Genomic DNA, 22438 nt, shown 5'->3' on the forward strand with positions numbered 1-22438 from the left:
CGGCTACAGTCCCGCCAAGTCCATCAACGCACCGAGTTCGTCGCGGGTCAGTTCGCGCAGCTCGCCGACCTTCAGCCGGCCGAGGCGCACGGGCCCGATCGCGGTGCGGGTGAGCCGGTTCACCGGGTGCCCGACGGCCTCGAACATGCGCCGCACGATGCGGTTGCGGCCCTCGTGCAGCACGACTTGAACGATGCTGCGGGCGCCGCCCCGTTCGATCAGCTTGATCTGCTCGGGCCACACCGGACCGTCGTCGAGCTTGATGCCGCGGCTGAGCCGGCGCAGGGTGACGTTCTCGATCACGCCGTCGACCTCGGCCACATAGGTCTTGCTGATCTCGTGGGACGGGTGGGCGATGCGTTGGGCGAAGTCGCCGTCGTTGGTGATCAGCAGCAGGCCCTCGGTGGGGGTGTCGAGGCGTCCGACGTGAAACAGCCCCTGCCGGCTGCGCTTGCCCAGGTAGTCGGCGATTGTGCTGCGGCCCTGCGGATCGTCCATGGTCGACACCACGCCTCGCGGCTTGTTGAACAACAGGTAGAGGTGGTGGCGCGGCGGCGGAATGCGCGCCCCCTCGACCCGAATCACGTCGGCGAGCGGATCGACGCGCAACCCCTGTTCGGTGACGGTGCGTCCGTTGACCTCGACCAGCCCGTCGTCGATCAACTGCTCGCAGTGCCGCCGCGACCCCAATCCGGCTGCGGCCAACACCTTCTGCAGCCGGACGCCCTCGTTCGCCGTCTCACTCATGTGCAGTCTCCTCGCCGGACGTAGGGGCCTCGACGAGCTCGACGGACGGATCTTCGGCCAGAGCCCTCAGCTCGGCATCGAGCTCGGACGCGTCCGGCAGGTGGGGGGCGATCGGCGGCAGGTCGTCCAGCCCCGGCAGGCCGAGCCGCTCCAGAAACTCGCCCGTGGTGCCGAACAGCATCGCGCCGGTCTCGGGGTCGCGGTCGACCTCGTGCACCAGATCGCGGGTGACCAGGGTGCGCAGCACCCCGTCGACGTTCACACCGCGGACGGCAGAGACCCGGCTGCGTGAGATGGGCTGCAGGTAGGCCACCACCGCCAGGGTTTCGAGGGCGGCCTGCGACAGCTTGGCGTGTTGACCCTCGATCAACCACCCGCCGATGAGTTCGGCGTGCTCGGCGCGCGTCCAGTACCGCCAGCCGCCGCCCACGTAGCGCAGTTCGAAGCCACGCCCGGTTTCGTCGTAGAACTCGGCCAGATGGGCCAGCGCCCGCTCGACCAGGGCAACCGGGGCCCGAACAGCCTGCGCCAGCTCGGCGGTGGGCATGGGCTCGGTGGCCATCAGCAGCAACGCCTCCAGAGGGGCGGTGATCGCGGCCGGTTCGACGACGGACTCGTCCTCGTCGTCGATCAGCAGCGGCGCGGTGTCGACCGGATCAGTCATCGCTGCCCTCCTGGGTGTCGGTTTCGGTGTCGAACTCGGCGGAGATCTCGATGTCGTCGGCGTCGCCGGCGACCCACCGTACTCGCAACTCGCCCAGCGGGGTGAGTTGTTCGAACGCGACGGCGCGTTCGCGAAACAGCTCCAGCAGCGCCAGGAACCTCGCCACCACCACGAGGCGCTCCCCTGCATCGGCCACCAGGTCGCGAAAGCTCGCCGAGCCCAGCTCACGCAGCCGAGCCACCACGATGTCGGCCTGTTCCCGCACGCTGACGTTGGCCTGGTGCAGGTGGGTGAGCGACACCTGCTCGGCCGGCTGGGGGGTGAGGGCCCGGGCCGCGAGCCAGGCCAGTTGGTCGGCGGTGGCGGTGAAGTCGAGTTCGGGTAGCAGCGCCTTGAACTGCTCCTCCAAGCCGCCCGGACGGGCGTGGCGCCGACCCTCTGTGGCGAGGGTGACGGCGATCCACTCGCTGACCCGCTTGAAGGCTCGGTACTGCAACAGCCGGGCGAACAGCAGGTCGCGGGCTTCGAGCAGGGCGAGGTCTTCGGGGTCGTCCACCTCGCCCTGGGGCAGCAGCCGGGCGGCTTTGAGGTCGAGCAGGGTGGCGGCGACCACGATGAACTGGGTGGTCTGTTCGAGATCCCACCGACCGGTCCCGTGCTCGGCCTGGCCAGCCTTGACGTGGGCTAGAAACTCGTCGGTGACAACGCTCAACGCGACCTCGGTGATGTCGAGCCGGTGCCGTGAGATGAGCTGCAGCAGCAGGTCGAAAGGGCCCTCGAAGTTGGTCAGCCGAACGGTGAAGCCGGGCACCTGTTCGGTCACGGACGCGGTCACGATTCGTCGAGTTGGCGAATCAGGTCGCTGTCTTCGCCGGTGGCGTCCAGGTCTGCCACGGCCAGCGCGACTGCGGCTCTTACTATGCGGCCGCGGTCGACGGCGATGCCGTGCCGGGCACGCAGGGTGAGCCGGGCCTGTTCGAGGGCGACCAACTCGTCGGCGCTGACGTACACGGTGATCTTCTCGTCGTGCTTGACCCGTCCGGACGGCCGCGCGTTGCCGTTCGCGGGTTCGGTGGGGCGAAAGAGCTCCTGCGCGCCGGGGAGCGCTACGCGCCGGGGCATCGTTGCAGCACCTCCCGGGCCAGCATGCGGTAGGCCTCTGCGCCGGGTGAGCTGCTGGCGTAGGTGGTGATGGGCTCGCCGGCGACGGTGGTTTCGGGGAACTTGATGGTGCGCCGAATGACGGTGTGAAACACCTTGTCACCGAAGGCTTGCACGACCCTTTCGAGCACCTCACGCGAATGCAGGGTACGCGCGTCGTACATGGTGCCGAGAATGCCCAGAATCTCTAGTTCGGGGTTGAGCCGGTCTTGCACCTTGCCGATGGTGTCGTTGAGCAGGGCGAGGCCGCGCAGCGCGAAGAACTCGCATTCGAGCGGCATGATCACCTTGTCGGCGGCGGTCAGTGCATTGACCGTCAACAGGCCAAGGGACGGCGCACAGTCGATCAGAATGATGTCGTAGTCGCCGCGCACGGCGGTGAGCACCCGCTTCAGGGTCTGCTCGCGGGCCACCTCGCTGACCAGTTGCACCTCGGCCGCCGACAGGTCGATGTTGGCGGGCAGAATGTCGAGACCGTCGACCACCGAAGGCGCGATGATGTCGTGCACGTCGTGGTCGCGGGCGAGCAGCAGGTTGTAGATGCTGGTGTCGAGCGTGTGCGGGTTCACGCCCAGGCCGACCGACAGCGACCCCTGCGGATCGAAATCGACGAGCAGCACGCGGCGTCCGGTTTCGGTGAGCGCAGCACCGAGGTTGATCGTGGTGGTGGTCTTGCCCACACCACCTTTCTGGTTGCACATGGCGATGATCAGGGCGCGGCCGGTGCCCTGCGGCGGCTGGGGCTCGGGCAGGTCGGGCAACGGACGTCCGGTGGGGCCGAGTTCGGGCCCGTCGATTTCGATGGACTCGAACAGTGCGTCGGTGCTGGTGTCGATCACGATTGCCTCCAAGTGTCGACAAAGAGGCTAATGGTCATTTCGCGACCGGCCGGACGCCACGCCGGTTCAGTGCGATTCGGCTGCCTGCCACACCCCCAACTCGTTGCCGCTGGGGTCGGTGAAGTGGAATCGCCGCCCCCCGGGAAACTCGTAGGGCCCTGTGGCGATCGTTCCCCCGGACGGCCTCGACCGTCGCGTCGAGGTCGTCGGAGTACAGCAGCACCAGCGGATTGCCGCCGGCCCGGCCATCGCCGGTGGCGTTGAAACCGCTGATCTCGCCGGTGCCGCCGGGTGCCACGATGCCTGCGTAACCGGGGGCGTCCGCCAGTCGAAGGCTGCGGTGGAGAAGGCCTTGACGGCCGGCAGATCGAGTGCGGTGAACGCGAGGTAGTCGATCGCGTGATGCGTTGGTGCCATGCGGCGCACTGTCACTGTGCCCTGTGACAGAACCTTTCAGGCCGCCAGCTCGGCCACCACCAGCCCGCCGCCCACGACGTCGGCGCGGCCGTGGGTGGCCGCGCCTCAACCGGTGGGGTTGGCCTCGACGCCGTGCGGAAGCCGGGCGACCAGTCGCCATTCGGTGCCTGCTCGGGTCTGCTCGCTGGTGCCGCCCAGCAGCGCCAGCCTTTCGCGCACGCCGGTCAACCCCATGCCGGGCGCCGCGGCCGACTGCGCGCCCGCGGTGTTGGTGTAGGTGGCAACCACGTCGTCGCCGTCGTCGCGAATGTCGATGCGGCACAGGGTGCCGGGTGCCGCGTGGCGCACCATGTTGTTCACCGCCTCGACGGTCACCGCACTCAGCGCCTGCGCCCGCGCGGCGCTCAGCCGGCCCACACCCACCTCGGACTCGGCGGTGAAGCCCGCGGTGACGAGTCGCTCGACCTGCTGCTCGACGGTCGCGCGCAGGGTCCCGAGGCTCGCCAGCGGTACACCTGCGGACGGCTCCCGTCCGCGCAACCGGCCCAGAATCTGACGCAGGTCGTGCGCCGATGACCGGCACTGCTCAGCGATCCATTCCAAGTCGGTGCGCACCTCGCCGGGTACGTCAGTCTCAGCCAGCGCCAGGTGTGCTCGCATCGCCGTGGCCGACAGCGTTTGCGCCACGGTGTCGTGCAGGTCGCGGGCGAGTTCGAGGCGAAACTCCTCCAGGTCGGCCGCGGCCCGCTCACGCTCCTGCTGCAGCAGCCGGTAGCGCCGATGCCACAGCGCACCCGATCCGACCGCCACGCCGAGGAACACCGCCCAGAGCAGCGATGACCCCCAGTACCGTTCGGGTTCGACGCCCGATCGAACAATCATCACTGCGAAGAGCAGCCCTGCCACGACGAGCGTCAGAGGTAACCGCCACGACAGGTTCTTGCGATGGGCCGCAAACACGACGATCAGCACACCCAGGCCACTGACGCTCGGCCCAGCATCGGGAATCACCAGCCAGACCGCGAGGCCGAGGGCCGCCACACTCGCCCCAACCAGGGGCCAGCGGTAGGCGGCGGCGGCGCCGGCACACGTCACGATGTCGATCCACAGGTAGTGCGGCCACGGCTCCCCGTAGCTCGCGACCAGCGACACGATCAATAGTGCGCTCGCGAGCGCCGGCTCAAGCCACAGCGCCTCACCCTTGACAGGACGCTGAGCAGCCACCATGAAGGCAGCGTAGCGAGCCTGCTCCCCACCGATTGGGTTCATCTACGACAGAAGTAGGGCGGCAGCCAGTCGCAGATGCCGTTGATTCGGCGAGCCACTCGCCGCACGGGCACGACGCGTGCGCCCAGGTGCAGCAATGGCATCGACGCCACTATCAGTTCGATCACGTTCAGCATTGTCATCTTCCTATCTCCTCGGGGTGTGCTGGACGCGCGTCACGCTACGCACAAATCCCACCGCCATTGCCGGCCAGTCACCAGCGGGTGACACCCAGACACCACGGGCAGAGGGTTCGATCAACTTTCGGAGACTGTTGGCGCTCGCGCGATCAACTTCGGGTGACAGTCGCTGGCGCGCCGCGTCTGCACTGGGCTGAATGGACACCAGCCGCGGAAAGGTCCGCGGCCTCAACGCCGAGGGGGGGTGAAGAACATGTGGAGCATCTTTCTTCGTATCGTCGCTTTGATCGCCAAGTACGGCAAGCGGGCAGTCGATTGGTGCTGGGCAAACCGTAACCGAATCTATGACTGGATTCGCAACGGAATGGCAGTCGACTGGATCATCAATCGCATTCTGGAAATTCTCGGTCTGCGCTGACAGATGAGGGTGGTTGGCGCTGATCGAAGCAGCACCAACCACCCTTTCAGCCCACTGTACTACCCCGAGTTGGAGAGAGCCATGTACCTTCCTCGCATCGACGGCGCCTATCTGGCTGTTGCGGCCGGCGTGCTACTTGTCGTACTGGCGCACGGGTGGCTGATCCGTCGTCAAGCCAGGTGGCCGAGTCTCGTCGTGCCTGTGCTGTACGTGGTCGGAGTCGGCTACCTGGCCGCCGTCGGCCTGATGCGCTCACCCCTGGACTACCTGTTCGCAGCGTTCGGCCTGGCAGGGCTCCTGCTCTGGCCGGCCCAGGTGCGACGCACCCCTCAGGAGGTGCGTCGTGTGTCGCGGTGACCGGTGGCGCACGCTGCCCGTCGCGGCGGTCGGACTGTGGCGTCTGCACGCGGTGGCATCGGCGGTGATCTTCAGCGCCCTGCTGTGGCTCGCAGGTTGGTACTGGTGGCCGTCCGACTGGTTGAAGGCACTGGCGTGGATCGGAATCGCCGTGGGTGCCGTGTCGACAGTCGCAGAGCTGATCTGGCTGATTCCACGCCGATGGCGCGCCTACCGCTACTGCCTGGACGAGCGCGGCCTACGCCAGCGCGAAGGGGTGCTGGTTGCGCGCAGTCTGACCGTTCCGGCGAACCAGATTCTCTTCGTGGACGTCCGTGAGGGCCCTGTTCAGCGTGCCCTGGGTCTGAGCACGGTCCGCATCGGCACGCTCGGCTCGACCCACGACCTCGGCCCGGTGGGCGCGGAAGAGGCGGCGGCCCTGGCCCAGGCTCACCTCAACCGGACGGTCGATCATGCGCCGCGTTAGCCCCCGCCTCATCGCGCTGCGGGCGGTCGACGCGGTCAAGGTCTACGTGCCCTTCATGTTGCTGCAGGGCGGCGTGGCCGAACGCCTGCCGCAATGGCTTCACCTGCCGTGGACGCTGCTCGTGATCTACTACTCGGCCACCCGCGTTCAGGTACTGCTCTTCGACTGGTTGACCACTCGCTTCGCCGTCACCGGCGACGGCATCAGCCTGCAAACCGGTTGGCCCACTCGGCAGGTCGCCTTCGCCCGGTGGTCAGAGATCAGCGCGCTGTCGATCGACCAAGACCTGTCGCACCGCCTGATCGGGGCGAGCCGGATACGCGCAGTGATCGGCGCAGAGGGCCGCGAGGATCTGCTGCTGGAGGCAATGGACGCCGATCAGGTCGCCCGGGTGCGAGCCCTCTACGCAGAGCACTCGGCCTCGGGCCGTGCAGCGGCAGCGGCCGCAGAGTCACCCACTGCGTCGGCGGCCGGCACCGTGCCCGGCACGTTGATCTACTCGGCGTCGCTGCGCGACAAGGCCCTGATCTCACTGACCCATGCCAAGTTCCTGCTCATCATCCCTTTCGTGCTCGGCGCCTACAACGACCTCGCCGAGCCACTGCGCCTGCCCAGCGGCACCGGGTTGATCGAGCAGGTGCTGAGCGGCGACCCGACGGTGCTCGCGGCCGCCGTCGCCCTGGCGTTCGCTTTCGGCTTCGTGCGGGCGTCGATCACCTTTCACGAGTTTCGGGTGAGCCGTGAAGGCTCCCGCTTCGTGAGCACCGGCGGCCTGTTTCACCATCAGGCGCGCGAGGCCGACCTCAGTCGAGTCGTGGGCGTTCGGTTGTCGCAGAATGTGCTGATGCGAGTGGTCGGCTGCAGCCGGCTCAGCCTCGTGGTCGACAACGCGCGTGGCGAGTTTCGTACGTTCGTCGTGCTGCCGGTTGCCACCAACGATCGGGCTCGCGGGCTGGCCCACGAACTCATGTCGGCCGATTGCGAGGTGGCCGCGCCCCCTCGGCCTCGGCCCGGCCTGAGCATCTGCGCCGCAACGGTGAGCACGTTGGTCAGCGTCATGCTGCTCTGGCACGGCTTGCCCTGGTTCGCCGCCTCGACGCTGGCCCTGGGTGTCGTACTGGCCGACCGCTGGTACGCCGCCTTTGCGCCCGTCGCGCTGGGCAGCCTGAGCCATCGTCGAGGCTGGCTGGCCACCCGGCACTACCTGTTGCGCTTGTCCAGCGCCAGGTCGGCGACCAGTTGGCACCTGCCCGCCGGCCTGCGCACGTCATTGTTGCGGGTGACGGTGATGGACCGTCGGCCGGTCGGCCTCTGGGGCGCGCGCACCCCCACCACCGAGTGTGACGAGCTGGGCGACCTGATTCTGCTGACCAACCAAGGAGCGAACCGATGATCGAGATCTGCGGAGTGACCCGCACCTACGCCTCCACCCGGGCGTTGGACGGGGTGAGCTTCTGTGTGCCCGATGGAGCCGTCACCGGCTTCGTCGGCCCCAACGGTGCCGGCAAGTCCACCCTGATGCGGGTTGCGACGGGCCTTGAACTGCCTGACTCCGGTTCCGTCGTGGTCGATGGCACCCCACTGGGCGGACGAGCGGCGGGACAGGTGAAGGTGGGCGCACTGCTGGAGGCGGGGTGGGTGTTGCCGCGTCGAACCGCTCGCGACCACGTGCGCCTGGTCGCCATAGCCCTCGGTCTGCCGGCCTCGCGGGCCGAGCAGGTGCTCGCATTCACCGGCCTGACCGAGGTGGCCCATCACCCGATCGGCAGCTTCTCACTGGGCATGAAGCAACGCCTCGGCATCGCGACGGCCGTGCTGTCGGAGCCCCAGACCCTGTTGCTCGACGAACCGGCCAACGGCCTCGACCCCGACGGCGTGGCCTGGCTACGGCGCTTCGTGCGCGAGCTGGCCGGCCAGGGCAAAGCTGTGCTGATCTCGTCCCATCTGCTCAGCGAACTGGCCCAGACCGTCGACCGGATCGTCATGATCGGGCGCGGCCGCGTGCTGCACGAAGGGCCGTTGGGCGACCTTCTCGTGGCCGACCGAAGCGTCAGTTTCGCTTCCTGCGACGACGACGCCTCGCTCGCCGTTCGTTGCCGCGAAGCCGGAGCCGAGGTCGTCAGGCTGCCCGACGGACGCCTGCGCATCGCCGGTTTGACGGTCATCGAGGTGAGCCGGCTGGCCCGCGACCATGACCTGCTCCTCACCCATCTCTCGGCGGCCATGGCCAGTCTTGAGGAGCGCTTTGCCGCGATCACCGAACAGCACGTCGACTACCGCGCCGGGCTCCACCCCGCCGCAGCCCGCTGAGGAGGCAATCATGCTGAGCAACGCCGTCGGTTCCGAACTGATCAAACTGCGCGCTTACCGGCTGACTTACTGGCTGCTGCCGCTGGCTCTGGTGTTCTTGGTGACGGCCGCCGCCTTCGGGTTCGACTCCGTTCGCCTCTCGGCGGCTGAGGCGGCGCCGCAGTCTGTTCTGATCGACAGCGCGGCGTACGCCTTCGGCCTGGGTTCGCCGCTGTCAGGGCTGGTGCTGGGTGTGTTCGCTGCGTTGATCGTGACCGCCGATCAGGGCAGCGGCACCATCTACCAGTCGTTGCTGGTGCTGTCGCGCCGTACCGTGGTGCTGGCCAAGGTGTTGGCCAGTGGTGCGGCGGCCGCGCTGATCACTGCGGTCGGCACCTTCGCCATCGCTGCGGTGGCGCTGGTCATGCTGCCCGGCAGCCTGGTCGGCGCTCTGGCCGCGGCTCCGGCACTGTGGGTGACGCTGGCGGGCACGCTGGTGAGTCATCTCACCTGGGTGGCCGTCGGCTTGGGCTTCAGCCTGCTGCTGCAGCGCCAGGCGAGCGCGGTGGGCGCCATGGTGATGCTGCTCTTCGTCGTGCCCATGGTGGGAGCGGCGCTCGTTGCCGCCGGACGCACCCAGAACTGGCTCGGGTACCTTCCGGCCGGCCTCATGCAGACCGCGACCGGAACCGTCACAGCGCAGCCGGGCCCGACCGCCCTGCTCGCGTGTGTGCTGCTACTTGGCTGGTGCCTCGCGTTCGTCGAAGCCGGCTGGCTGCGCTTTCGACGCCGCTAGAACCGTGGGTCTGCGACGGCCACACTGGTCGAGCGCGTCGAGTATGTCTCGTGGGGTCGGCGGACTCCCCGCCGAACCAACCGACGACGATGACGTGATCGGGCCTCAGCCGACCACGACCCCCCACTCGTGGGCGCGGGCTGCCAGTTGGGCGCGGCTGCGGCTGTCGGTCTTGCGCAGCAGCCGGCTCACGTAGGTCTTCACGGTGCTGGGGGCCAGATGCAGGGCGTCGCCGATGTCACCGTTGTTCAGGCCCTGCCCGACCAGGCCGAGCAACTCGACGTCGGCGTCGTTGAGGTGCTTGGGCCGAGCCCCGACAGTGGTGATGCCGCGAAGAACCTGAGCGGTCAGCTTGGGTGACACCAGGGCGTCGCCCTCGTAGGCGCTGCGTATCGCTTGAACCAGCAGGGCCGGTGGATCGACCTTGAGCAGAAACCCACTGGCCCCTGCCGACAACGCGGCCCGCATCGACGATTCGTCGCCCAGCGCGGTGAAACACAACGCCCGAGGCGGGTCGGGCAGAGCGAACACCGCTTTGAGCAGCTCCAGCCCGTTCAGGTGCGGCATATGCAGATCGGTGATCAGCACGTCCGGGTGCAGCGATTCGACCAGGGCGAGCGCCTTCGCGCCATCGCCGGCAATGTCGAGCACCTCGATGTCGGGCACCGGGGCCAGGTATCCGCGAATCGCGCGTTGGGCCAGTGGATCGTCTTCGGCGGCCAGCACCCGAATCATGCTGCAGCCACCGTTCGACCCAGCCTTCGGGTGGTCGCGAATCGGCTGGACCTTGGCGGTCGGGCGCGCTCAGCCCCGGCACTGGCGATCGGCTTCATGGTCTCTCTCACGAGGGGTGTTGAAACCATCCTGCGCCACGACGGGTGCAAATTGCACGAACTCACTCGGCGAAGCCCTCAAATCGGCGGGCACGTTGGTCGAGCCGAATGGTCGGCCACCGAAGGGCCGGTATCGGTCGCACACATTTCGAGCGCGCGGCGACCTGATGGTTGCGTTGGCTCATCCCCTCGCCGGCCAGGTCGATCAGCGATGCACGTGCATCATCGGGCCCGTGGGTGCGCGGTCAGAAACACCTCGCGCAGGTGCTCGACCGTCACCAGCGTGTAGATCTGAGTGGTGGCCACCGAGGCGTGGCCCAGCAGTTCCTGGACGACCCGCACGTCCGCTCCCCCGTCGAGCAGGTGCGTGGCGAACGAATGCCGCAGGGTGTGCGGGCCGATCTCGGCGGTGATGCCTGCGCGGTCGGCTTGCTGCCGCAGCAGCCCCCAGGCCGACTGCCGGCTCAGCCGCGCACCGCGGGTGTTCACGAACAGCGCCGGCGTCGAACCCCTCGCACCCTGCAGCAGCGCCGGACGACCCCGCACCAGCCAGGCGTCCAGGGCAGCCCGCGCGTACGAGCCGACCGGCACGATGCGCTCTTTGCGCCCCTTACCGAACAGCCGCAGCCCGGCGTCAGGCTCATGGGCCAGGTGCGTCACGTCGTCGACATCGAGGCTGACCAACTCGGTGATGCGGGCGCCGGTGCCGTACAGCAGTTCGAGCAGGGCCGCGTCGCGCAGGCCGACCGGCGTGGACACATCAGGGCTGTCGAGCAGGGCCTGCACCTGGTCGAGGGGCAGCGCCTTCGGCAGCCGCCGTCCGGCCTGCGGCGGCGACACCCCGGTGGCGCGGTTGTCGGCCAGCAGGCCGTCGTCGACGGCGAAGCGGTGCAGGGACTTCACTGCACTCAACGCCCGCGCCACGCTGCTGGGCGCCAGCGGCGGGTGCCGCTCGGAGCCCGCGCGCAGCCACGTCGCGAACGCCGCGACATCGGCCTCGGTCACCTCGGCCAGGTCGGCACGGCCCCACTCGTCGAGAAACTCCCGATAGCGGGCCAGGTCGCGCCGGTAACCGGCGACGGTGTGCTCCGAAGCTCCTCGCTCCACCGTGAGATGGTCGAGGAACGCGCCGACCACCCGCTGCACGGCCATGCTCAGGCCAGCTTCGCGATCTCGTCCAGAAGGTGCTGACGGATGTCCCGTGCCGGCCAGGGTAGGTCGGCGGGTCGCAGGTCGTCGAGCCGTCCGCTCTGCCGGGCGGCTTCGAGCGCCAACACCCCGGCTACTAACGAGGGACTCTGAATCTGCCCTGCGTAGATGCCCTCGACCAAGTCGGCCAAGGGCACCAGCCCGACCTGCATGTGGAGTTCTTCGTGCTCGACCACGAACCCGTCCGGACGGGGCACGCGGCGCAACCCTCGGGCCAAAAAGAACCGGATCGCCTCGGAGTTGCACCCCGGCGAGGTGAACATGTCGATCAGCAACCGCCAGTCGTCGGCCGCCAGCATCGCTTCTTCGGCCAGCTCGCGCTGCGCAGCTGCGAGGAACGACTCGTCGTCGGCGTCGAGCAGCCCCGCCGGCGGCTCGATCAGTTGAAACCCGACCGGGTGACGATACTGGCGCACCACGACCACGCGATCGTGATCGTCCAGAGCGATCACCGCAACCGCGCCCGGGTGCAGCAGGTACTGCCGGTGCATCTGCTCGCCGTCGGGCGTGGCCACGGTGTCGTCCACGTAGTCGCTGACCGCACCAACGCCCAGCACTTTGTGCGACACCAGCGGCCACTGTGCAGGACGGTCGACGTTGTCGCGTGGCCCCAGCACCGGCAGGTCGGCAGTCATCAGGACTCCTCGACCGGCAACCGGGCCGACAGTTTGCGGGTGAGGGCGGCGGCGATCAGGCCGACGAACAGTGGGTGCGGCTTGGTGGGCCGCGACTTGAGTTCGGGGTGCGCCTGCGTGGCGACGAAGAACGGGTGCTGCTCATGGTCGAGTTCGACGAACTCGACCAGGCTCGAATCGGGCGAGGTGCCGACAATGCGCAGCCCGGCGGCCTGCAACTGGTCGCGGTAGGCGTTGTTCACCTCGTAGCGGTGCCGGTGCCGCTCCGACACGCTGGTGGCGCCGTAGAGCTTGCTGACCAGCGAACCCTTGACCAGGTCGGCCGGGTAGGCGCCCAGCCGCATGGTCGCCCCCAACTGGCCCTCGCCCGACACGTGGGCCACCTGCTCGGCCATCGTGGCGATCACAGGCGCGTCGGTGTCGGGTTCGAACTCGGTCGAGGCGGCGTCGTTGAGCCCGCACAGGTCGCGGGCCACCTCGATCACCATGCACTGCAGGCCCAGGCAGAGCCCCAGCGTGGGCAGTTGGTTCTCGCGGGCGTACTTCAGCGCTCCCAGCTTGCCCTCAACACCACGGATACCGAAGCCGCCGGGCACCACGATGCCGTCCAGATCGCCCAGTTGAGCGGCGGCGCCCGCCGGGGTTTCGCACGAGTCGGACGCGATCCAGCGCACGTGCACCTTCGCGTGGTTGGCGAACCCGCCGGCCCGCAGCGCCTCCGACACGCTCAGGTACGCGTCGGGCAGGTCGATGTACTTGCCGACCAGGCCGATGGTGACGTCCTCTTTGGGGTGGTGGACGCGCTCGAGCAGGTCGTTCCACTTCGTCCAGTTGACGTCGCGAAAGCTGACCCCGAGCCGGCGCACCACGTAGGCGTCGAGGCCCTCATCGTGCAGCACCTTGGGAATGTCGTAGATCGACGGCGCGTCGGGGCAGCTGACCACCGCCTCTTCGTCGACGTCGCACATCAGCGAGATCTTGCGCTTCACGCCGTCGGGAATCTCGCGGTTGGAGCGGCAGACGATCGCGTCGGGGGTGATGCCGACCTGGCGCAGCGCGGCCACCGAATGCTGGGTCGGCTTGGTCTTCAACTCACCGGACGGCCCGAGGTACGGCACCAGCGACACATGCAGAAAGAACACGTTCTCGCGGCCCACGTCGCGACGCACCTGCCGCGCGGCTTCGAGGAAAGGCAGCGATTCGATGTCGCCCACGGTGCCGCCGATCTCGTGGATCACCACGTCGACGTTGCCGGTGGCCATCGAGAGCATCTCGTCTTTGATCTCGTTGGTGATGTGCGGAATCACCTGCACGGTGTCGCCCAGAAAGTCGCCGCGACGCTCTTTGGCGATCACGTTCGAGTACACCTTGCCGGTGGTCACGTTGGCGTCGGCGCTCAGGTTGACGTCGAGGAAGCGCTCGTAGTGGCCGATGTCGAGATCGGTTTCGGCACCGTCTTCGGTGACGAACACCTCACCGTGCTGAAACGGGTTCATGGTGCCCGGATCGACGTTCAGATACGGGTCGAGTTTCTGCATGGTGACCCGCAGCCCACGGGCCACGAGAAGACTGCCCAGGCTCGAGGCGGTGAGGCCCTTGCCGAGCGAGGAGGCGACGCCTCCGGTGACGAAGATGTGCTTGGTACTGCTGCCGTTCCCCACGGGGTTCCACCATAGAGCGCCTGACGCCGCCGTGGCGAACCGGCGTGCTGGCGTCCCATACTCGTAACGATCCGCAGGAGAGGTCTCGACACGCTCGACCACCTCGACCGGCGAAGACTCAGCGGGCGGCCGCCGCCAGCAGCTCGGCGGCGTGCGCGTGGGCGTTCGCGGACCCCTCCAGGCCGGCCATCATGCGAGCCAGCTCATCGAGCCGCTCGGCGCCCTCGACCGCAACGATGCCGCTGGTGGTCACCTGCCCGTCTGTCGCCTTCGCCACCACGTAGTGCGTGTCGGCGAAAGCCGCCACCTGTGCCAGGTGGGTCACCACGATCACTTGGGCGTGTTCGGCCAACCGGGCCAACCGGCGTCCGATCTCGAGGGCCACCGCTCCGCCGATGCCGGCGTCGACCTCGTCGAACACGAATGTCTGCCCGGTCGCACCCGACGCCAGCACCACCTCGAGCGCCAGCCGCACCCGCGACAGCTCGCCGCCGGAGGCCGCCTTGGAAAGCGGCGCCGGCGCGGCACCTGCGTTGGCGGTGAACATGATCGTGACCTGGTCGGCTCCGTGGGCGCCGATCGCGACGGGGGCGAGCGCGAACTCGAGCCGGGCGTGCGGCATGGCCAGGGCGGACAGTTCGTCGCGCACCAAGGCGGCCAGCTCGACCCCTGCCGCCGCACGGCCCTTCGTGATCGCCGCGGCGCTCGCCGCCAACTCGTCGTCGAGCGCTGCCACCTCGGCCTGCAGATCGGCGATGCGGTCGTCGGTGGCCGCCAACCCGCCCGAGCGCTGCGCGGCTTCAGCAGCCCATGCCAACACCTCGCTGACCGACGCTCCGTATTTGCGCAGCAGCCCCTGCAGGGCCGAGCGACGTTCGGCGATCCATTCCAAGCGGGCCGGGTCGGCCTCCAACCGATCGAGGTAGCTCGCCAGATCGGCAGCCACGTCGGCCAACAGCACGGCGGCGTCGGCCAACCGAGCCCCCACCGGCCCCAGAGACGGGTCGTCGACCACAGCTGCGTCCACGCTCTTGCGCGCCGCCGCCACCAATCCGAGCGCGTTGGGGGCGTCGTCCCAGGCCTCGGCGTCACCGCTCAGAGCCATGACGGCGGCGTGCGCGGCCAGCCGCAGGTCGTCCACGGCCTGCAGCCGCTGCGCCTGCCCTGCCAGAACCACGTCTTCGTCAGGTTGCGGATCGACCGATGCGATTTCGTCGAGCCCGAACCTCAGCAGGTCGAGTTCTCGAGCGCGTTCGCGTGCCGCACCGGTCAGCGCGGCCAACTCGGACGCCGCCTGCCGCCGCTTGGTGAACGCCTGCTCGTGCCGGGCCAGCAACGCCGCATGGTCAGTGCCGGCGAAACGATCGAGCACCTCGCGCTGCCGCTCGGGGGTGCCCAATCGCACCTGCTCGGACTGGCCGTGAATGGTGGCCCACGCGGTGACCACCTCGGATGCCTTCACCACCGGCACGCTCACGCCACCCAGCAGCGCCCGCGACCGCGATGGGCTGATCACCCGCCCGACCAGCAACTCGCCGTTGTCGGTTTCGGCACCCAGGTCGGCCAGCTCGGCGGCTTCGTCGGCCGCCAGCGTCCAGGATCCCTCGACCAGGCAGCGGGACGCCCCGCGCCGGATCAGGCCTGCGTCGGCCCGGGCGCCCAACAGCAGCGACAACCCGGTGACCACCATGGTTTTGCCGGCGCCGGTTTCACCGGTGACGGCGGTGAACCCGGGCCCGGGCTCGAGCACGGCCTCGGCGATCACGCCGAGGTCGCTGATGCGCAGTTCAGTCAGCATTCTGCTGTTCGCGCTCGGCGACCCCCCGCCAGCCGTCGACGGGCAGGGCGAACTTGCGCACCAGGCGATCGACGAACGGCCGCTCAGAGATGCGAGCCAGTTTCAGCCGGTGGGTGCCCACCTGCGCGGTAACCACCATGCCGCCGCCGATGTCGGTGGTGCGGCGCCCGTCGCACCACACCACGGCGTTGCATTCGTTGGACGGCAGCACCTCGATCGAAATGGTGGAATGTGGACCGATCACCAGCGGACGACTGAACAGCGCGTGCGCCGACAGCGGCACCAGCAGCAGGGCGTCGATGTCGGGCCACATCACCGGCCCGTTGGCCGAGAAGGCGTAGGCGGTCGACCCGGTGGGGGTCGACATGAGCACGCCGTCGGTGCCCCAGCGCGACAGTGCGCGGCCGTCGACCCGCACCAGCACCTCGATCATGCGCTCGCGGGCCAGCTTCTCGATCGAGACCTCGTTGACCGCGAACGACCGCCACACCTCGGTGCCCGACTCGTCGGTGACGATGGTGTCGATGGTCATGCGCTCTTCGACGGTGTAGTTGCGCTTCACCACATGGCTGATCAGCGAACCGGCCTGGTGCGACTCGAGCTCGGCCAGAAACCCGACGTGCCCCAGGTTGACCCCCAGCACCGGTATGTCGAGCGGTAAGGCCCACTCGGCGGCACGCAGAATGCTGCCGTCGCCGCCGAACACGATCGCGAGCTCGCTCTGTTTCTCGTTGTCGGGCGAGAGTTGCTCGACGCCCTCGGACGACGCGAACTGCTGCAGTTGATCGCCCTTCACGAGGCTGGTGATGCCGTGCTGTGCCATGCCCGCGATGAAACCCGCGGCGGCGCTGACCGCGGCCGGGCGTCCCCCGTGCAGGGTGACGGTGACGTAGCGACGACTGGGCACGGGTATCACCCTAACCTGGGGCGGCGACAGTTACTCGTGGTGCACGAGTTGCACGAAGTACTCGATGTTGCCGGACGTTCCCGGCGTGCCGCTCACGCCTCGCCAGGCCTCGCGCCAACCCAGCTCGCACGCCCCCGCAACGACGTCGTCGACACAGCGCCGGCGCACGGCGTCGTCACGCACCACACCCCGCGAGTCGTGGCCGCCGCGGCCGACCTCGAACTGCGGTTTCACCAGCAGCAGGGCGGTGCCCGACGGCTTCAGCACGGTCAGCATCGGCTGCAGCAACAGCCGCAGAGAGATGAACGACACGTCGCCGACGATCAGGTCGACCGGTTCGCCGTCGAGGTCGGCCAGGGTCAGGTCGCGAAGGTTCAACCCTTCGCGCACCCGTACCCGAGGGTCGTCGCTGATCGATGCCGCCAACTGGTCGTGGCCGACGTCCACCGCGTACACGGTGTCGGCGCCGCGTTCGAGCACCACCTGGGTGAACCCGCCCGTGCAGGCGCCCGCGTCGAGCACCCGGCCGGTGACGATGACGCCCGAGGCGTCCAGGGCACCGATCAGCTTGTGGGCCGCGCGCGACACGTAGTGGTCGCCGCCGGTGAACTGCACGTCGTCGGCGTCGCTGACCGGTTCGGACGGCTTGTGCGCCGGTTGGCCGTTGACGAGCACCCGTCCGGCCTTGATCGCGTCGGCCGCCTGGCCCCGTGAGCGCGCGAGGCCGCGGCGCACCAGCACCAGGTCGAGCCGAGCGGTCACCGTTGTTCGGAAGCGGGGTTGAGCACCTGCTGCAGCACCGTGTGCACCGCCTGCACCCGCTCGGCGTGCTCACCGACCGGCCCGCTGAGGTCGAGCGCGATCAGGGCCTCGTCGATGGCCCGATGCCCGGTGACGGGGGGCTGCTCAGGGGCGCTACTGGTCATGGCGCCATAGTAGGAGGTTCGTCATTGGTGCGTGTCGAACCAGGCGCTGGGGGCTCGACGCGCCCGTCCAGCGTCAACTCGTGGGTTGAGCATGTCGCAACCCGTCTGAAGGTCTCGAGAAGCTCGACCAGCCCTGACTCGCCGGTCTCGACGTGGTCGACCTCGATGGTCAACGATCGCTGGAGCGCTCCCCCAGCCCGCGGGCGGCCAGCGCATCGCCGGTCGCCTGGGCGAAGCCGACCGCCCGCACCACCACGGGCGTGAGCCGCGCGATCCAGTGCCGCTCCAGGCCCCGCGCTCGCGCCGCGTCGCGCACGTCGTAGAAGGCGCCCATCAGGTACGGAATGCTGCGCAGCATCACCCCCACCGACAACCCGAACCGCTCGCCGTCGACGAACGGCACCCGGTCGGCTGCGCTCACCAACGCGTCGATCAGCACCGCTGGCCTGGTGGTCACGATGATCAGCCGCGCAGCCAGCACCGCCAGTAGCACGTTGCCCGGCACCACGAACGCCAGCGCCGGTTGCCCGATCAGCACCTGAAACGCCGCCAGCACGGCGAGCAGCACCAGCAACCCCCACGACAGGGCGAGGGTGACCCGCGCCGGCAGTCCGGTGAGCAGCAGGCACCCGACGGTCAACGCCAGGGCCGAAGCGGTCACCCACGGCTCCTGCACGAACAGCGCGGGCAGGGTGAGCACCAGCACCGCGAGGTATTTCCAGCCCACGCCCACCCGATGCCAGGGCGACGTGCCGGGCCGGTAGCTGCCGAGCAGCGCGTCGGTCGGCCTCATGCCAGCAACGCCCGGTAGGCGGCGATCGCGGTCTCGGGGTCGCCGTCGGCCACCACCCGACCGGCGTCGATCACGATGACCCTCTCCGACTGAGCCGCCAACTCGAGGTCATGGGTGGCGATGATCACCTGGTGCGGCAGGTCAGCCAGCACCTGCGCCACCAGGTTGCGGTTGCGCAGGTCGAGCAGCGTGGTGGGTTCGTCGCACACCAGCACCGACGGCTGCACGGCCAGCACGCTGACCAGCGCCGCGAGTTGCCGCTCGCCGCCCGACAGGTCGTAGATGCTGCGCTCGGCCACGTCGGCCAGCCCGTAGCGGGCCAGCCAGGCGCGGGCCTGGGCCTGCCGGGCCTCCCGGTCACGCACGCGGGAGCGCAAACTGAGCTCGACGTCGTCCAGCGGGGTCGGTAGCACGAGTTGGCTCAGTGGGTCGGTGAACGTGAAACCCACCAGGCGGCGCACGGCCGCTGCGTCACGTCGGGTGTCGTGGCCCTCGACGTCGACCCGCCCTTGCGTGGGCACGATCAGGCCGTTGAGCAGGCGCAGCAGCGTGGACTTGCCCGAACCGTTCGCACCGATCAGCGCGATGCGGTGCTCGGCCAGGTCGATGCTCACCCCGTCGAGCAGGGTCTTGGTGCCCGGCGGGGTCAGCGCCGGGACGGCGACGGTGACGCCGTGCAGCGCGATCACGTCACGCGGTCGCCGGCACTCGCTGCGCCAGCAGTGCGGGGAAGGCCCGATGCACCGCGACCGCGATGGCGGCGGCGATCAGGTTCTTCGCCACGTCGCCGGGCCAGAAGGCGATGTCGATGGCGAACGCCTTGGCGAAGTCGATCTGCATCACGGCCATCAGCCCGATGACGCCGGCCGGGTGAATGATCAGCACCGACGCCCCGAAGCCGGCCAGGAACATCCACAGCAGCCGGGGTTGGCGGCCGCCGAACCACTGGGCGAACAGGCCGGCCACCAGGGCGGCGACGGGAAAGCTGAGCAGGTAGCCGATGCTGGGCTTGCCCAGCACACCCAGGCCGGCGGCGCCGCCGGCGAACACCGGCAGGCCGGCGAACCCGACCACCAGGTACAGGGCGGTGGCCGCGAAGCCGCGCCAGGGGCCGAGCACCAGGCCGGCCAGGGCGACGCCGAGGGTTTGCAGGGTGATCGGCACGGGCCCGATCGGAATGCCCGGTACCAGCGAGAACGCGGCGATCAGCGCCGCGAAGACGGCGATGAGGGCGAGGTCGGTGGTGGGCTGCTTGCCTGCTGGCACGGTCGCTCCTGAATCGGGCGCGCCTGTCGTGGCGCGGTCGGGGTGAGAATACCGTCGAGTACGTGACCCCGCCCCTCGTCTCGGCGCTGGTCGCCCGACCGAACAGACCTGGCCGCAGTCGTCCGCTGACGTTGCTCGCGTTGAGTGACGTTGCTCGCGTCCGGACGCGAGCAACGAGCGCCGGCGCGAGCAACGTGGTCGCGGGGGTGCCCGGCGAACGCCGGCTACCGCAGCCGGTCGAGCAGCGCCAGCGCCCCGGTGGCGTCCGCGCCGGTGTGCCACACCAGGGTGGCCAACGCCCACAGGGCGTCCAACTGAGCGGCCTCGGTGTCGAGCGGGCCCTCGACGACGACCGAGCCGTCGTGCAGCCGCACGGTGGCAGCGCCGCAACTCCGGACGTCCCCCTCGCCGGTCGCGACGCGCCCCGGTTCGAGCAGCGCCCGCAGGTCCGCCCCGATGAACGTCGGACGGTCCCCCGGCCCCGCCTCTAGCAGGTCGCGCTTTCCGTGGGCGCCGGTGAACACCAGCAGCGTCGGCATGCCGGCCCGGTTGCCGCCCATGATGTCGGTGTCGATGCGGTCGCCCACGAAGATCGGCCGCTGGGCATGCGTGTGCCGTACGGCGAAGTCGAGCATCGGCGCGTGCGGCTTGCCGAACACGATGGGCTGCTGGCGCACCGTGCTGCCGACCACGTTCAACTGCGCGCCGAGGCCAGGCACCAAGCCTCGGTCGGTGGGCCGGTTGAGGTCATCGTTGGTGCCGTACCACGTGGCTCCGCGTTGCACGGCGATGGACGCCTCATCGAGCACCCGCCAGTCAATGGTGGGGCTGTAGCCCTGCAGTACCGCGTCCGGCTCGTCGTCGGCCGAGTCGGTGGTACGAAAGCCCGCGGCCTCAGCAAGGCGACTCAGGTTGTTCGTGCCCGCGATCAGCAGCAGACTGCCGGCTGGTAGTTGTTCGGCGAGCACCCCGACGGCCACCTGCGCGCTGGTGATCAGGTCGTCCGGGCCGGCGGTGAAACCGAGTTCGGTCAGGTGGCGAGCCACCGCCTCGGCGCTGCGGGCCGCATTGTTGGTGACGTACATCACCCGCGCACCGGCCGCGCGGACGTCGGCGATGCCCTGCACGGCGCCCGGCACCGCGATCGGGCCCAGGTAGATCACCCCGTCGAGGTCGAAGAACGCGACGTCGTGCTGCGCGATGATCGGGGCGGTCACTGGTCGGCCCCCGGCGTCGCGTCACTATCGTCACCAGCGGACGCTTCGTCGGAGTCGTCGCTGTCGTCGAATTCGATCGTGATGCCCTGCAACTCGGCCAGCGCCTCGGCGGCCCCCGTCTCGTCGTCGGGGTCGAGCCGCACGGCGGCGGCGTACCACTTCTCGGCGTCCGCGGTGTCGCCCGACTCGGCCAGCAGGTGCGCGAAGTAGTAGCGCAGCCGGGCTCGAGCACTCTTGGGGCCCCGCGCACCGATCAGTTCGATCTCTTGCCGCAGCAGCCGAATCGCCTCGTCACGCTGCCCCAACGCCTCACGGGCGCCGGCCTCGACCAGCCTCAGCTCAACCCGTGCGGCGATGGGCGGCGATACTGCCAGGCCCTCTTTGACCAGCTTCAGCGCCGCCTGCGAACGGCCGAGGCCGCGCTCGCAGTCGGCCATCACGGCCAAGAAGTCGTCGGTGCCGGTCATGCGGCGCAGCGCGCGAAACTCGTTCAACGCAGCCGCGTACTCGCCGGCCGCGTAGGCGGTGGTGCCGGCGGCCTCGCGGGCCACCGGAAGCCGCGCGGCCCGCCGGCGGGCAGCCTCGGCGTGGGCGTAGGCGAGTTCGGGGTCGGTGTCGACCAGTTCGGCCGCGGCGGCCAGGTGCGCGGCCACGATCTCGGCCTGCTCGACGCTCAGGCTGCGCAGCTCGGCTTTCACCCCGCGCGAGAGCAGGTCGAGGTTGACGTCGGTCGGCGTTTCGGGCTCCCCAGGCTTGGGCGCGAGACCGGGCGGAATCTCGCGGGGCTCACGCGGTTCGCGGCGATCACGATCGGGCCGAGCGTCGCCGGACGTCCGGCGCCAGGCAACTCCGGCGGCAGCGGCACCAGCCACCGCGGCGCCGCCCCGGCGCGCGGCGTCTTGGTCAGTGGGAGTCCGACGCCCTGAGTTGCCGGCGCGGTCGCCCCGGTACCGGGAACCGCCGGGGCGGTCACCGGAACGCTCACGGTCGTAGGACGGCCGGCTCTGCCCGCCGGAGCGGTCGCCGCCATAGCCCCTCTGGTCAGGTCGCTGCCCACTGTCGCGGTACGAACGCCGCTGGGCCGACGACGCGCCCGCGTCGCTGCTCCTGGAATCGCGGGCGCTCGAGCGGAAGGGCCTGCGCTCGCCCTGCCCTGCGTCGGATCCCCGGGTCGAACGGTAGGGCCGACCCCCTGAATCGTCACCGCCGGATCGATAGGCACGACCCGCGTTCGAGGTGTCTGAGCCACCTCCGGACGAGCCGGTCTGGTCACGGTCACCGGAGCGATACGGCCGCCGTGCGCCCCGCTGCTGCCCCGACCCGCGATAGGGCCGACGATCACCAGTCGACCCACTGTGGTCACGATCATCGGAGCGATACGGCCGCCGTGCGCCCCGCTCCTGCCCCGACGCGCGATAGGGGCGACTCTCGCCCGAAGACCCGTCCTGGCCACGGTCATTGGAGCGATACGGACGTCGCTCGCCCGTTGAACCTTGCCGGCCACGCGTCGAAGTGTCGCTGGAGCGCGGCCGGTACGACCTCTGCTGCCCAGAACCGCCCCCATCACCACCTGAGCGGGGCCGCTGTCGGTCACCCCCGCTGCCGCCTTTGTCCGGTGCGCGCCTGGCGGCGC

The 22438-nt window shown here is 69.4% G+C and carries 26 protein-coding genes; 6 read left to right on the forward strand and 20 right to left on the reverse strand.

What is annotated here, in order from left to right; genetic code table 11:
- Positions 1-3: 3 nt before the first annotated feature.
- The 7 genes from MPLG2_RS07895 to MPLG2_RS18420 form a co-directional block, all read right to left on the reverse strand.
- On the reverse strand, positions 4-747 hold the full coding sequence (locus tag MPLG2_RS07895; protein WP_105185656.1) for a pseudouridine synthase: 744 nt from the start codon (positions 745-747) through the stop codon (positions 4-6).
- Positions 740-1411, reverse strand: a complete 672-nt coding sequence (gene scpB, locus MPLG2_RS07900; protein ID WP_105185657.1) for an SMC-Scp complex subunit ScpB — start codon at positions 1409-1411, stop codon at positions 740-742. Before scpB ends, MPLG2_RS07895 begins: the two co-directional genes overlap by 8 nt.
- On the reverse strand, positions 1404-2246 hold the full coding sequence (locus MPLG2_RS07905; RefSeq protein ID WP_197710119.1) for a segregation and condensation protein A: 843 nt from the start codon (positions 2244-2246) through the stop codon (positions 1404-1406). Before MPLG2_RS07905 ends, scpB begins: the two co-directional genes overlap by 8 nt.
- Complete coding sequence (locus MPLG2_RS07910; protein WP_105185658.1) at positions 2243-2533, reverse strand: hypothetical protein; 291 nt, start codon at positions 2531-2533, stop codon at positions 2243-2245. Before MPLG2_RS07910 ends, MPLG2_RS07905 begins: the two co-directional genes overlap by 4 nt.
- A complete protein-coding gene (locus MPLG2_RS07915) occupies positions 2518-3411 on the reverse strand; it encodes a ParA family protein (protein ID WP_269459177.1) in 894 nt (297 codons plus the stop codon). Before MPLG2_RS07915 ends, MPLG2_RS07910 begins: the two co-directional genes overlap by 16 nt.
- 522 nt (positions 3412-3933) lie before the next feature.
- Positions 3934-5055: a sensor histidine kinase gene (locus tag MPLG2_RS07925; RefSeq protein ID WP_158680971.1), complete on the reverse strand. Its 1122-nt coding sequence runs from the start codon at positions 5053-5055 to the stop codon at positions 3934-3936.
- A 38-nt stretch (positions 5056-5093) separates the two neighbouring features.
- Positions 5094-5231, reverse strand: coding sequence for a hypothetical protein (locus MPLG2_RS18420; RefSeq protein ID WP_158680973.1), 138 nt, complete (start codon positions 5229-5231; stop codon positions 5094-5096).
- 256 nt (positions 5232-5487) lie between these two features.
- On the opposite strand from MPLG2_RS18420, the gene MPLG2_RS07930 reads away from it, so the two are divergent.
- From MPLG2_RS07930 to MPLG2_RS07950, 6 genes are all read left to right on the forward strand, one after another.
- Positions 5488-5652 (forward strand): aureocin A53 family class IId bacteriocin, encoded by a 165-nt coding sequence (locus MPLG2_RS07930; protein WP_105187551.1) that lies wholly within the window; start codon positions 5488-5490, stop codon positions 5650-5652.
- Between the two features lie 81 nt (positions 5653-5733).
- Complete coding sequence (locus MPLG2_RS18425) at positions 5734-6009, forward strand: hypothetical protein (RefSeq protein WP_158680974.1); 276 nt, start codon at positions 5734-5736, stop codon at positions 6007-6009.
- Positions 5996-6475 carry a PH domain-containing protein gene (locus tag MPLG2_RS07935; protein WP_105185661.1) on the forward strand — a complete coding sequence of 160 codons (480 nt, stop codon included), beginning with the start codon at positions 5996-5998 and terminating at the stop codon, positions 6473-6475. Before MPLG2_RS18425 ends, MPLG2_RS07935 begins: the two co-directional genes overlap by 14 nt.
- Positions 6462-7868, forward strand: coding sequence for a PH domain-containing protein (locus MPLG2_RS07940; protein WP_105185662.1), 1407 nt, complete (start codon positions 6462-6464; stop codon positions 7866-7868). The genes MPLG2_RS07935 and MPLG2_RS07940 overlap by 14 nt, the downstream gene beginning before the upstream one ends.
- Positions 7865-8785 (forward strand): ATP-binding cassette domain-containing protein, encoded by a 921-nt coding sequence (locus MPLG2_RS07945; RefSeq protein WP_105185663.1) that lies wholly within the window; start codon positions 7865-7867, stop codon positions 8783-8785. The genes MPLG2_RS07940 and MPLG2_RS07945 overlap by 4 nt, the downstream gene beginning before the upstream one ends.
- Before the next feature lie 10 nt (positions 8786-8795).
- Positions 8796-9560 (forward strand): ABC transporter permease subunit, encoded by a 765-nt coding sequence (locus MPLG2_RS07950; protein ID WP_158680975.1) that lies wholly within the window; start codon positions 8796-8798, stop codon positions 9558-9560.
- A 105-nt stretch (positions 9561-9665) separates the two neighbouring features.
- On the opposite strand, the gene MPLG2_RS07955 is transcribed toward MPLG2_RS07950, so the two are convergent.
- The 13 genes from MPLG2_RS07955 to MPLG2_RS08010 form a co-directional block, all read right to left on the reverse strand.
- Positions 9666-10295 (reverse strand): response regulator, encoded by a 630-nt coding sequence (locus MPLG2_RS07955; protein WP_105185665.1) that lies wholly within the window; start codon positions 10293-10295, stop codon positions 9666-9668.
- A 320-nt stretch (positions 10296-10615) separates the two neighbouring features.
- Positions 10616-11545: a site-specific tyrosine recombinase XerD gene (xerD, locus tag MPLG2_RS07960; protein ID WP_105185666.1), complete on the reverse strand. Its 930-nt coding sequence runs from the start codon at positions 11543-11545 to the stop codon at positions 10616-10618.
- Positions 11546-11547: 2 nt separating this feature from the next.
- On the reverse strand, positions 11548-12237 hold the full coding sequence (locus MPLG2_RS07965; protein WP_105185667.1) for an NUDIX domain-containing protein: 690 nt from the start codon (positions 12235-12237) through the stop codon (positions 11548-11550).
- Complete coding sequence (locus tag MPLG2_RS07970; RefSeq protein ID WP_105185668.1) at positions 12237-13898, reverse strand: CTP synthase; 1662 nt, start codon at positions 13896-13898, stop codon at positions 12237-12239. Before MPLG2_RS07970 ends, MPLG2_RS07965 begins: the two co-directional genes overlap by 1 nt.
- Positions 13899-14016: 118 nt before the next feature.
- The gene (gene recN / locus MPLG2_RS07975; protein ID WP_105185669.1) at positions 14017-15696 is read right to left on the reverse strand and encodes a DNA repair protein RecN; all 1680 of its coding nucleotides are present in this window, start codon (positions 15694-15696) and stop codon (positions 14017-14019) included.
- Positions 15686-16603 carry an NAD kinase gene (locus MPLG2_RS07980; protein WP_105185670.1) on the reverse strand — a complete coding sequence of 306 codons (918 nt, stop codon included), beginning with the start codon at positions 16601-16603 and terminating at the stop codon, positions 15686-15688. Before MPLG2_RS07980 ends, recN begins: the two co-directional genes overlap by 11 nt.
- A gap of 30 nt (positions 16604-16633) precedes the next feature.
- Positions 16634-17365 carry a TlyA family RNA methyltransferase gene (locus MPLG2_RS07985; protein ID WP_105185671.1) on the reverse strand — a complete coding sequence of 244 codons (732 nt, stop codon included), beginning with the start codon at positions 17363-17365 and terminating at the stop codon, positions 16634-16636.
- Positions 17362-17529: a hypothetical protein gene (locus MPLG2_RS18430; RefSeq protein WP_158680976.1), complete on the reverse strand. Its 168-nt coding sequence runs from the start codon at positions 17527-17529 to the stop codon at positions 17362-17364. Before MPLG2_RS18430 ends, MPLG2_RS07985 begins: the two co-directional genes overlap by 4 nt.
- Before the next feature lie 169 nt (positions 17530-17698).
- Positions 17699-18322: an energy-coupling factor transporter transmembrane component T family protein gene (locus tag MPLG2_RS07990; RefSeq protein WP_105185672.1), complete on the reverse strand. Its 624-nt coding sequence runs from the start codon at positions 18320-18322 to the stop codon at positions 17699-17701.
- Positions 18319-19011 (reverse strand): energy-coupling factor ABC transporter ATP-binding protein, encoded by a 693-nt coding sequence (locus MPLG2_RS07995; protein WP_105185673.1) that lies wholly within the window; start codon positions 19009-19011, stop codon positions 18319-18321. The genes MPLG2_RS07990 and MPLG2_RS07995 overlap by 4 nt, the downstream gene beginning before the upstream one ends.
- 1 nt (position 19012) lies before the next feature.
- Entirely contained in the window at positions 19013-19588 is a 576-nt protein-coding gene (locus MPLG2_RS08000; protein WP_105185674.1) for a biotin transporter BioY, read from the reverse strand.
- Positions 19589-19812: 224 nt separating this feature from the next.
- Positions 19813-20805 (reverse strand): HAD-IIA family hydrolase, encoded by a 993-nt coding sequence (locus MPLG2_RS08005; RefSeq protein WP_105185675.1) that lies wholly within the window; start codon positions 20803-20805, stop codon positions 19813-19815.
- The gene (locus tag MPLG2_RS08010) at positions 20802-21677 is read right to left on the reverse strand and encodes a tetratricopeptide repeat protein (RefSeq protein ID WP_105185676.1); all 876 of its coding nucleotides are present in this window, start codon (positions 21675-21677) and stop codon (positions 20802-20804) included. The genes MPLG2_RS08005 and MPLG2_RS08010 overlap by 4 nt, the downstream gene beginning before the upstream one ends.
- Between the last annotated feature and the right edge of the window lie 761 nt (positions 21678-22438).

The organism is Micropruina glycogenica (assembly GCF_900289045.1).
GTDB lineage: Bacteria > Actinomycetota > Actinomycetes > Propionibacteriales > Propionibacteriaceae > Micropruina > Micropruina glycogenica.

Excerpts from the sequence above, each read along its gene's own strand:
- MPLG2_RS07895 (WP_105185656.1), bottom strand. The coding sequence starts at position 747 with ATGAGTGAGACGGCGAACGAGGGCGTCCGGCTGCAGAAGGTGTTGGCC.
- scpB (WP_105185657.1), bottom strand. The coding sequence starts at position 1,411 with ATGACTGATCCGGTCGACACCGCGCCGCTGCTGATCGACGACGAGGAC.
- MPLG2_RS07910 (WP_105185658.1), bottom strand. The coding sequence starts at position 2,533 with ATGCCCCGGCGCGTAGCGCTCCCCGGCGCGCAGGAGCTCTTTCGCCCC.
- MPLG2_RS07925 (WP_158680971.1), bottom strand. The coding sequence starts at position 5,055 with ATGGTGGCTGCTCAGCGTCCTGTCAAGGGTGAGGCGCTGTGGCTTGAG.
- MPLG2_RS18420 (WP_158680973.1), bottom strand. The coding sequence starts at position 5,231 with ATGCTGAACGTGATCGAACTGATAGTGGCGTCGATGCCATTGCTGCAC.
- MPLG2_RS07930 (WP_105187551.1), top strand. The coding sequence starts at position 5,488 with ATGTGGAGCATCTTTCTTCGTATCGTCGCTTTGATCGCCAAGTACGGC.
- MPLG2_RS18425 (WP_158680974.1), top strand. The coding sequence starts at position 5,734 with ATGTACCTTCCTCGCATCGACGGCGCCTATCTGGCTGTTGCGGCCGGC.
- MPLG2_RS07940 (WP_105185662.1), top strand. The coding sequence starts at position 6,462 with ATGCGCCGCGTTAGCCCCCGCCTCATCGCGCTGCGGGCGGTCGACGCG.
- MPLG2_RS07945 (WP_105185663.1), top strand. The coding sequence starts at position 7,865 with ATGATCGAGATCTGCGGAGTGACCCGCACCTACGCCTCCACCCGGGCG.
- MPLG2_RS07950 (WP_158680975.1), top strand. The coding sequence starts at position 8,796 with ATGCTGAGCAACGCCGTCGGTTCCGAACTGATCAAACTGCGCGCTTAC.
- MPLG2_RS07955 (WP_105185665.1), bottom strand. The coding sequence starts at position 10,295 with ATGATTCGGGTGCTGGCCGCCGAAGACGATCCACTGGCCCAACGCGCG.
- xerD (WP_105185666.1), bottom strand. The coding sequence starts at position 11,545 with ATGGCCGTGCAGCGGGTGGTCGGCGCGTTCCTCGACCATCTCACGGTG.
- MPLG2_RS07965 (WP_105185667.1), bottom strand. The coding sequence starts at position 12,237 with ATGACTGCCGACCTGCCGGTGCTGGGGCCACGCGACAACGTCGACCGT.
- recN (WP_105185669.1), bottom strand. The coding sequence starts at position 15,696 with ATGCTGACTGAACTGCGCATCAGCGACCTCGGCGTGATCGCCGAGGCC.
- MPLG2_RS18430 (WP_158680976.1), bottom strand. The coding sequence starts at position 17,529 with ATGACCAGTAGCGCCCCTGAGCAGCCCCCCGTCACCGGGCATCGGGCC.
- MPLG2_RS07990 (WP_105185672.1), bottom strand. The coding sequence starts at position 18,322 with ATGAGGCCGACCGACGCGCTGCTCGGCAGCTACCGGCCCGGCACGTCG.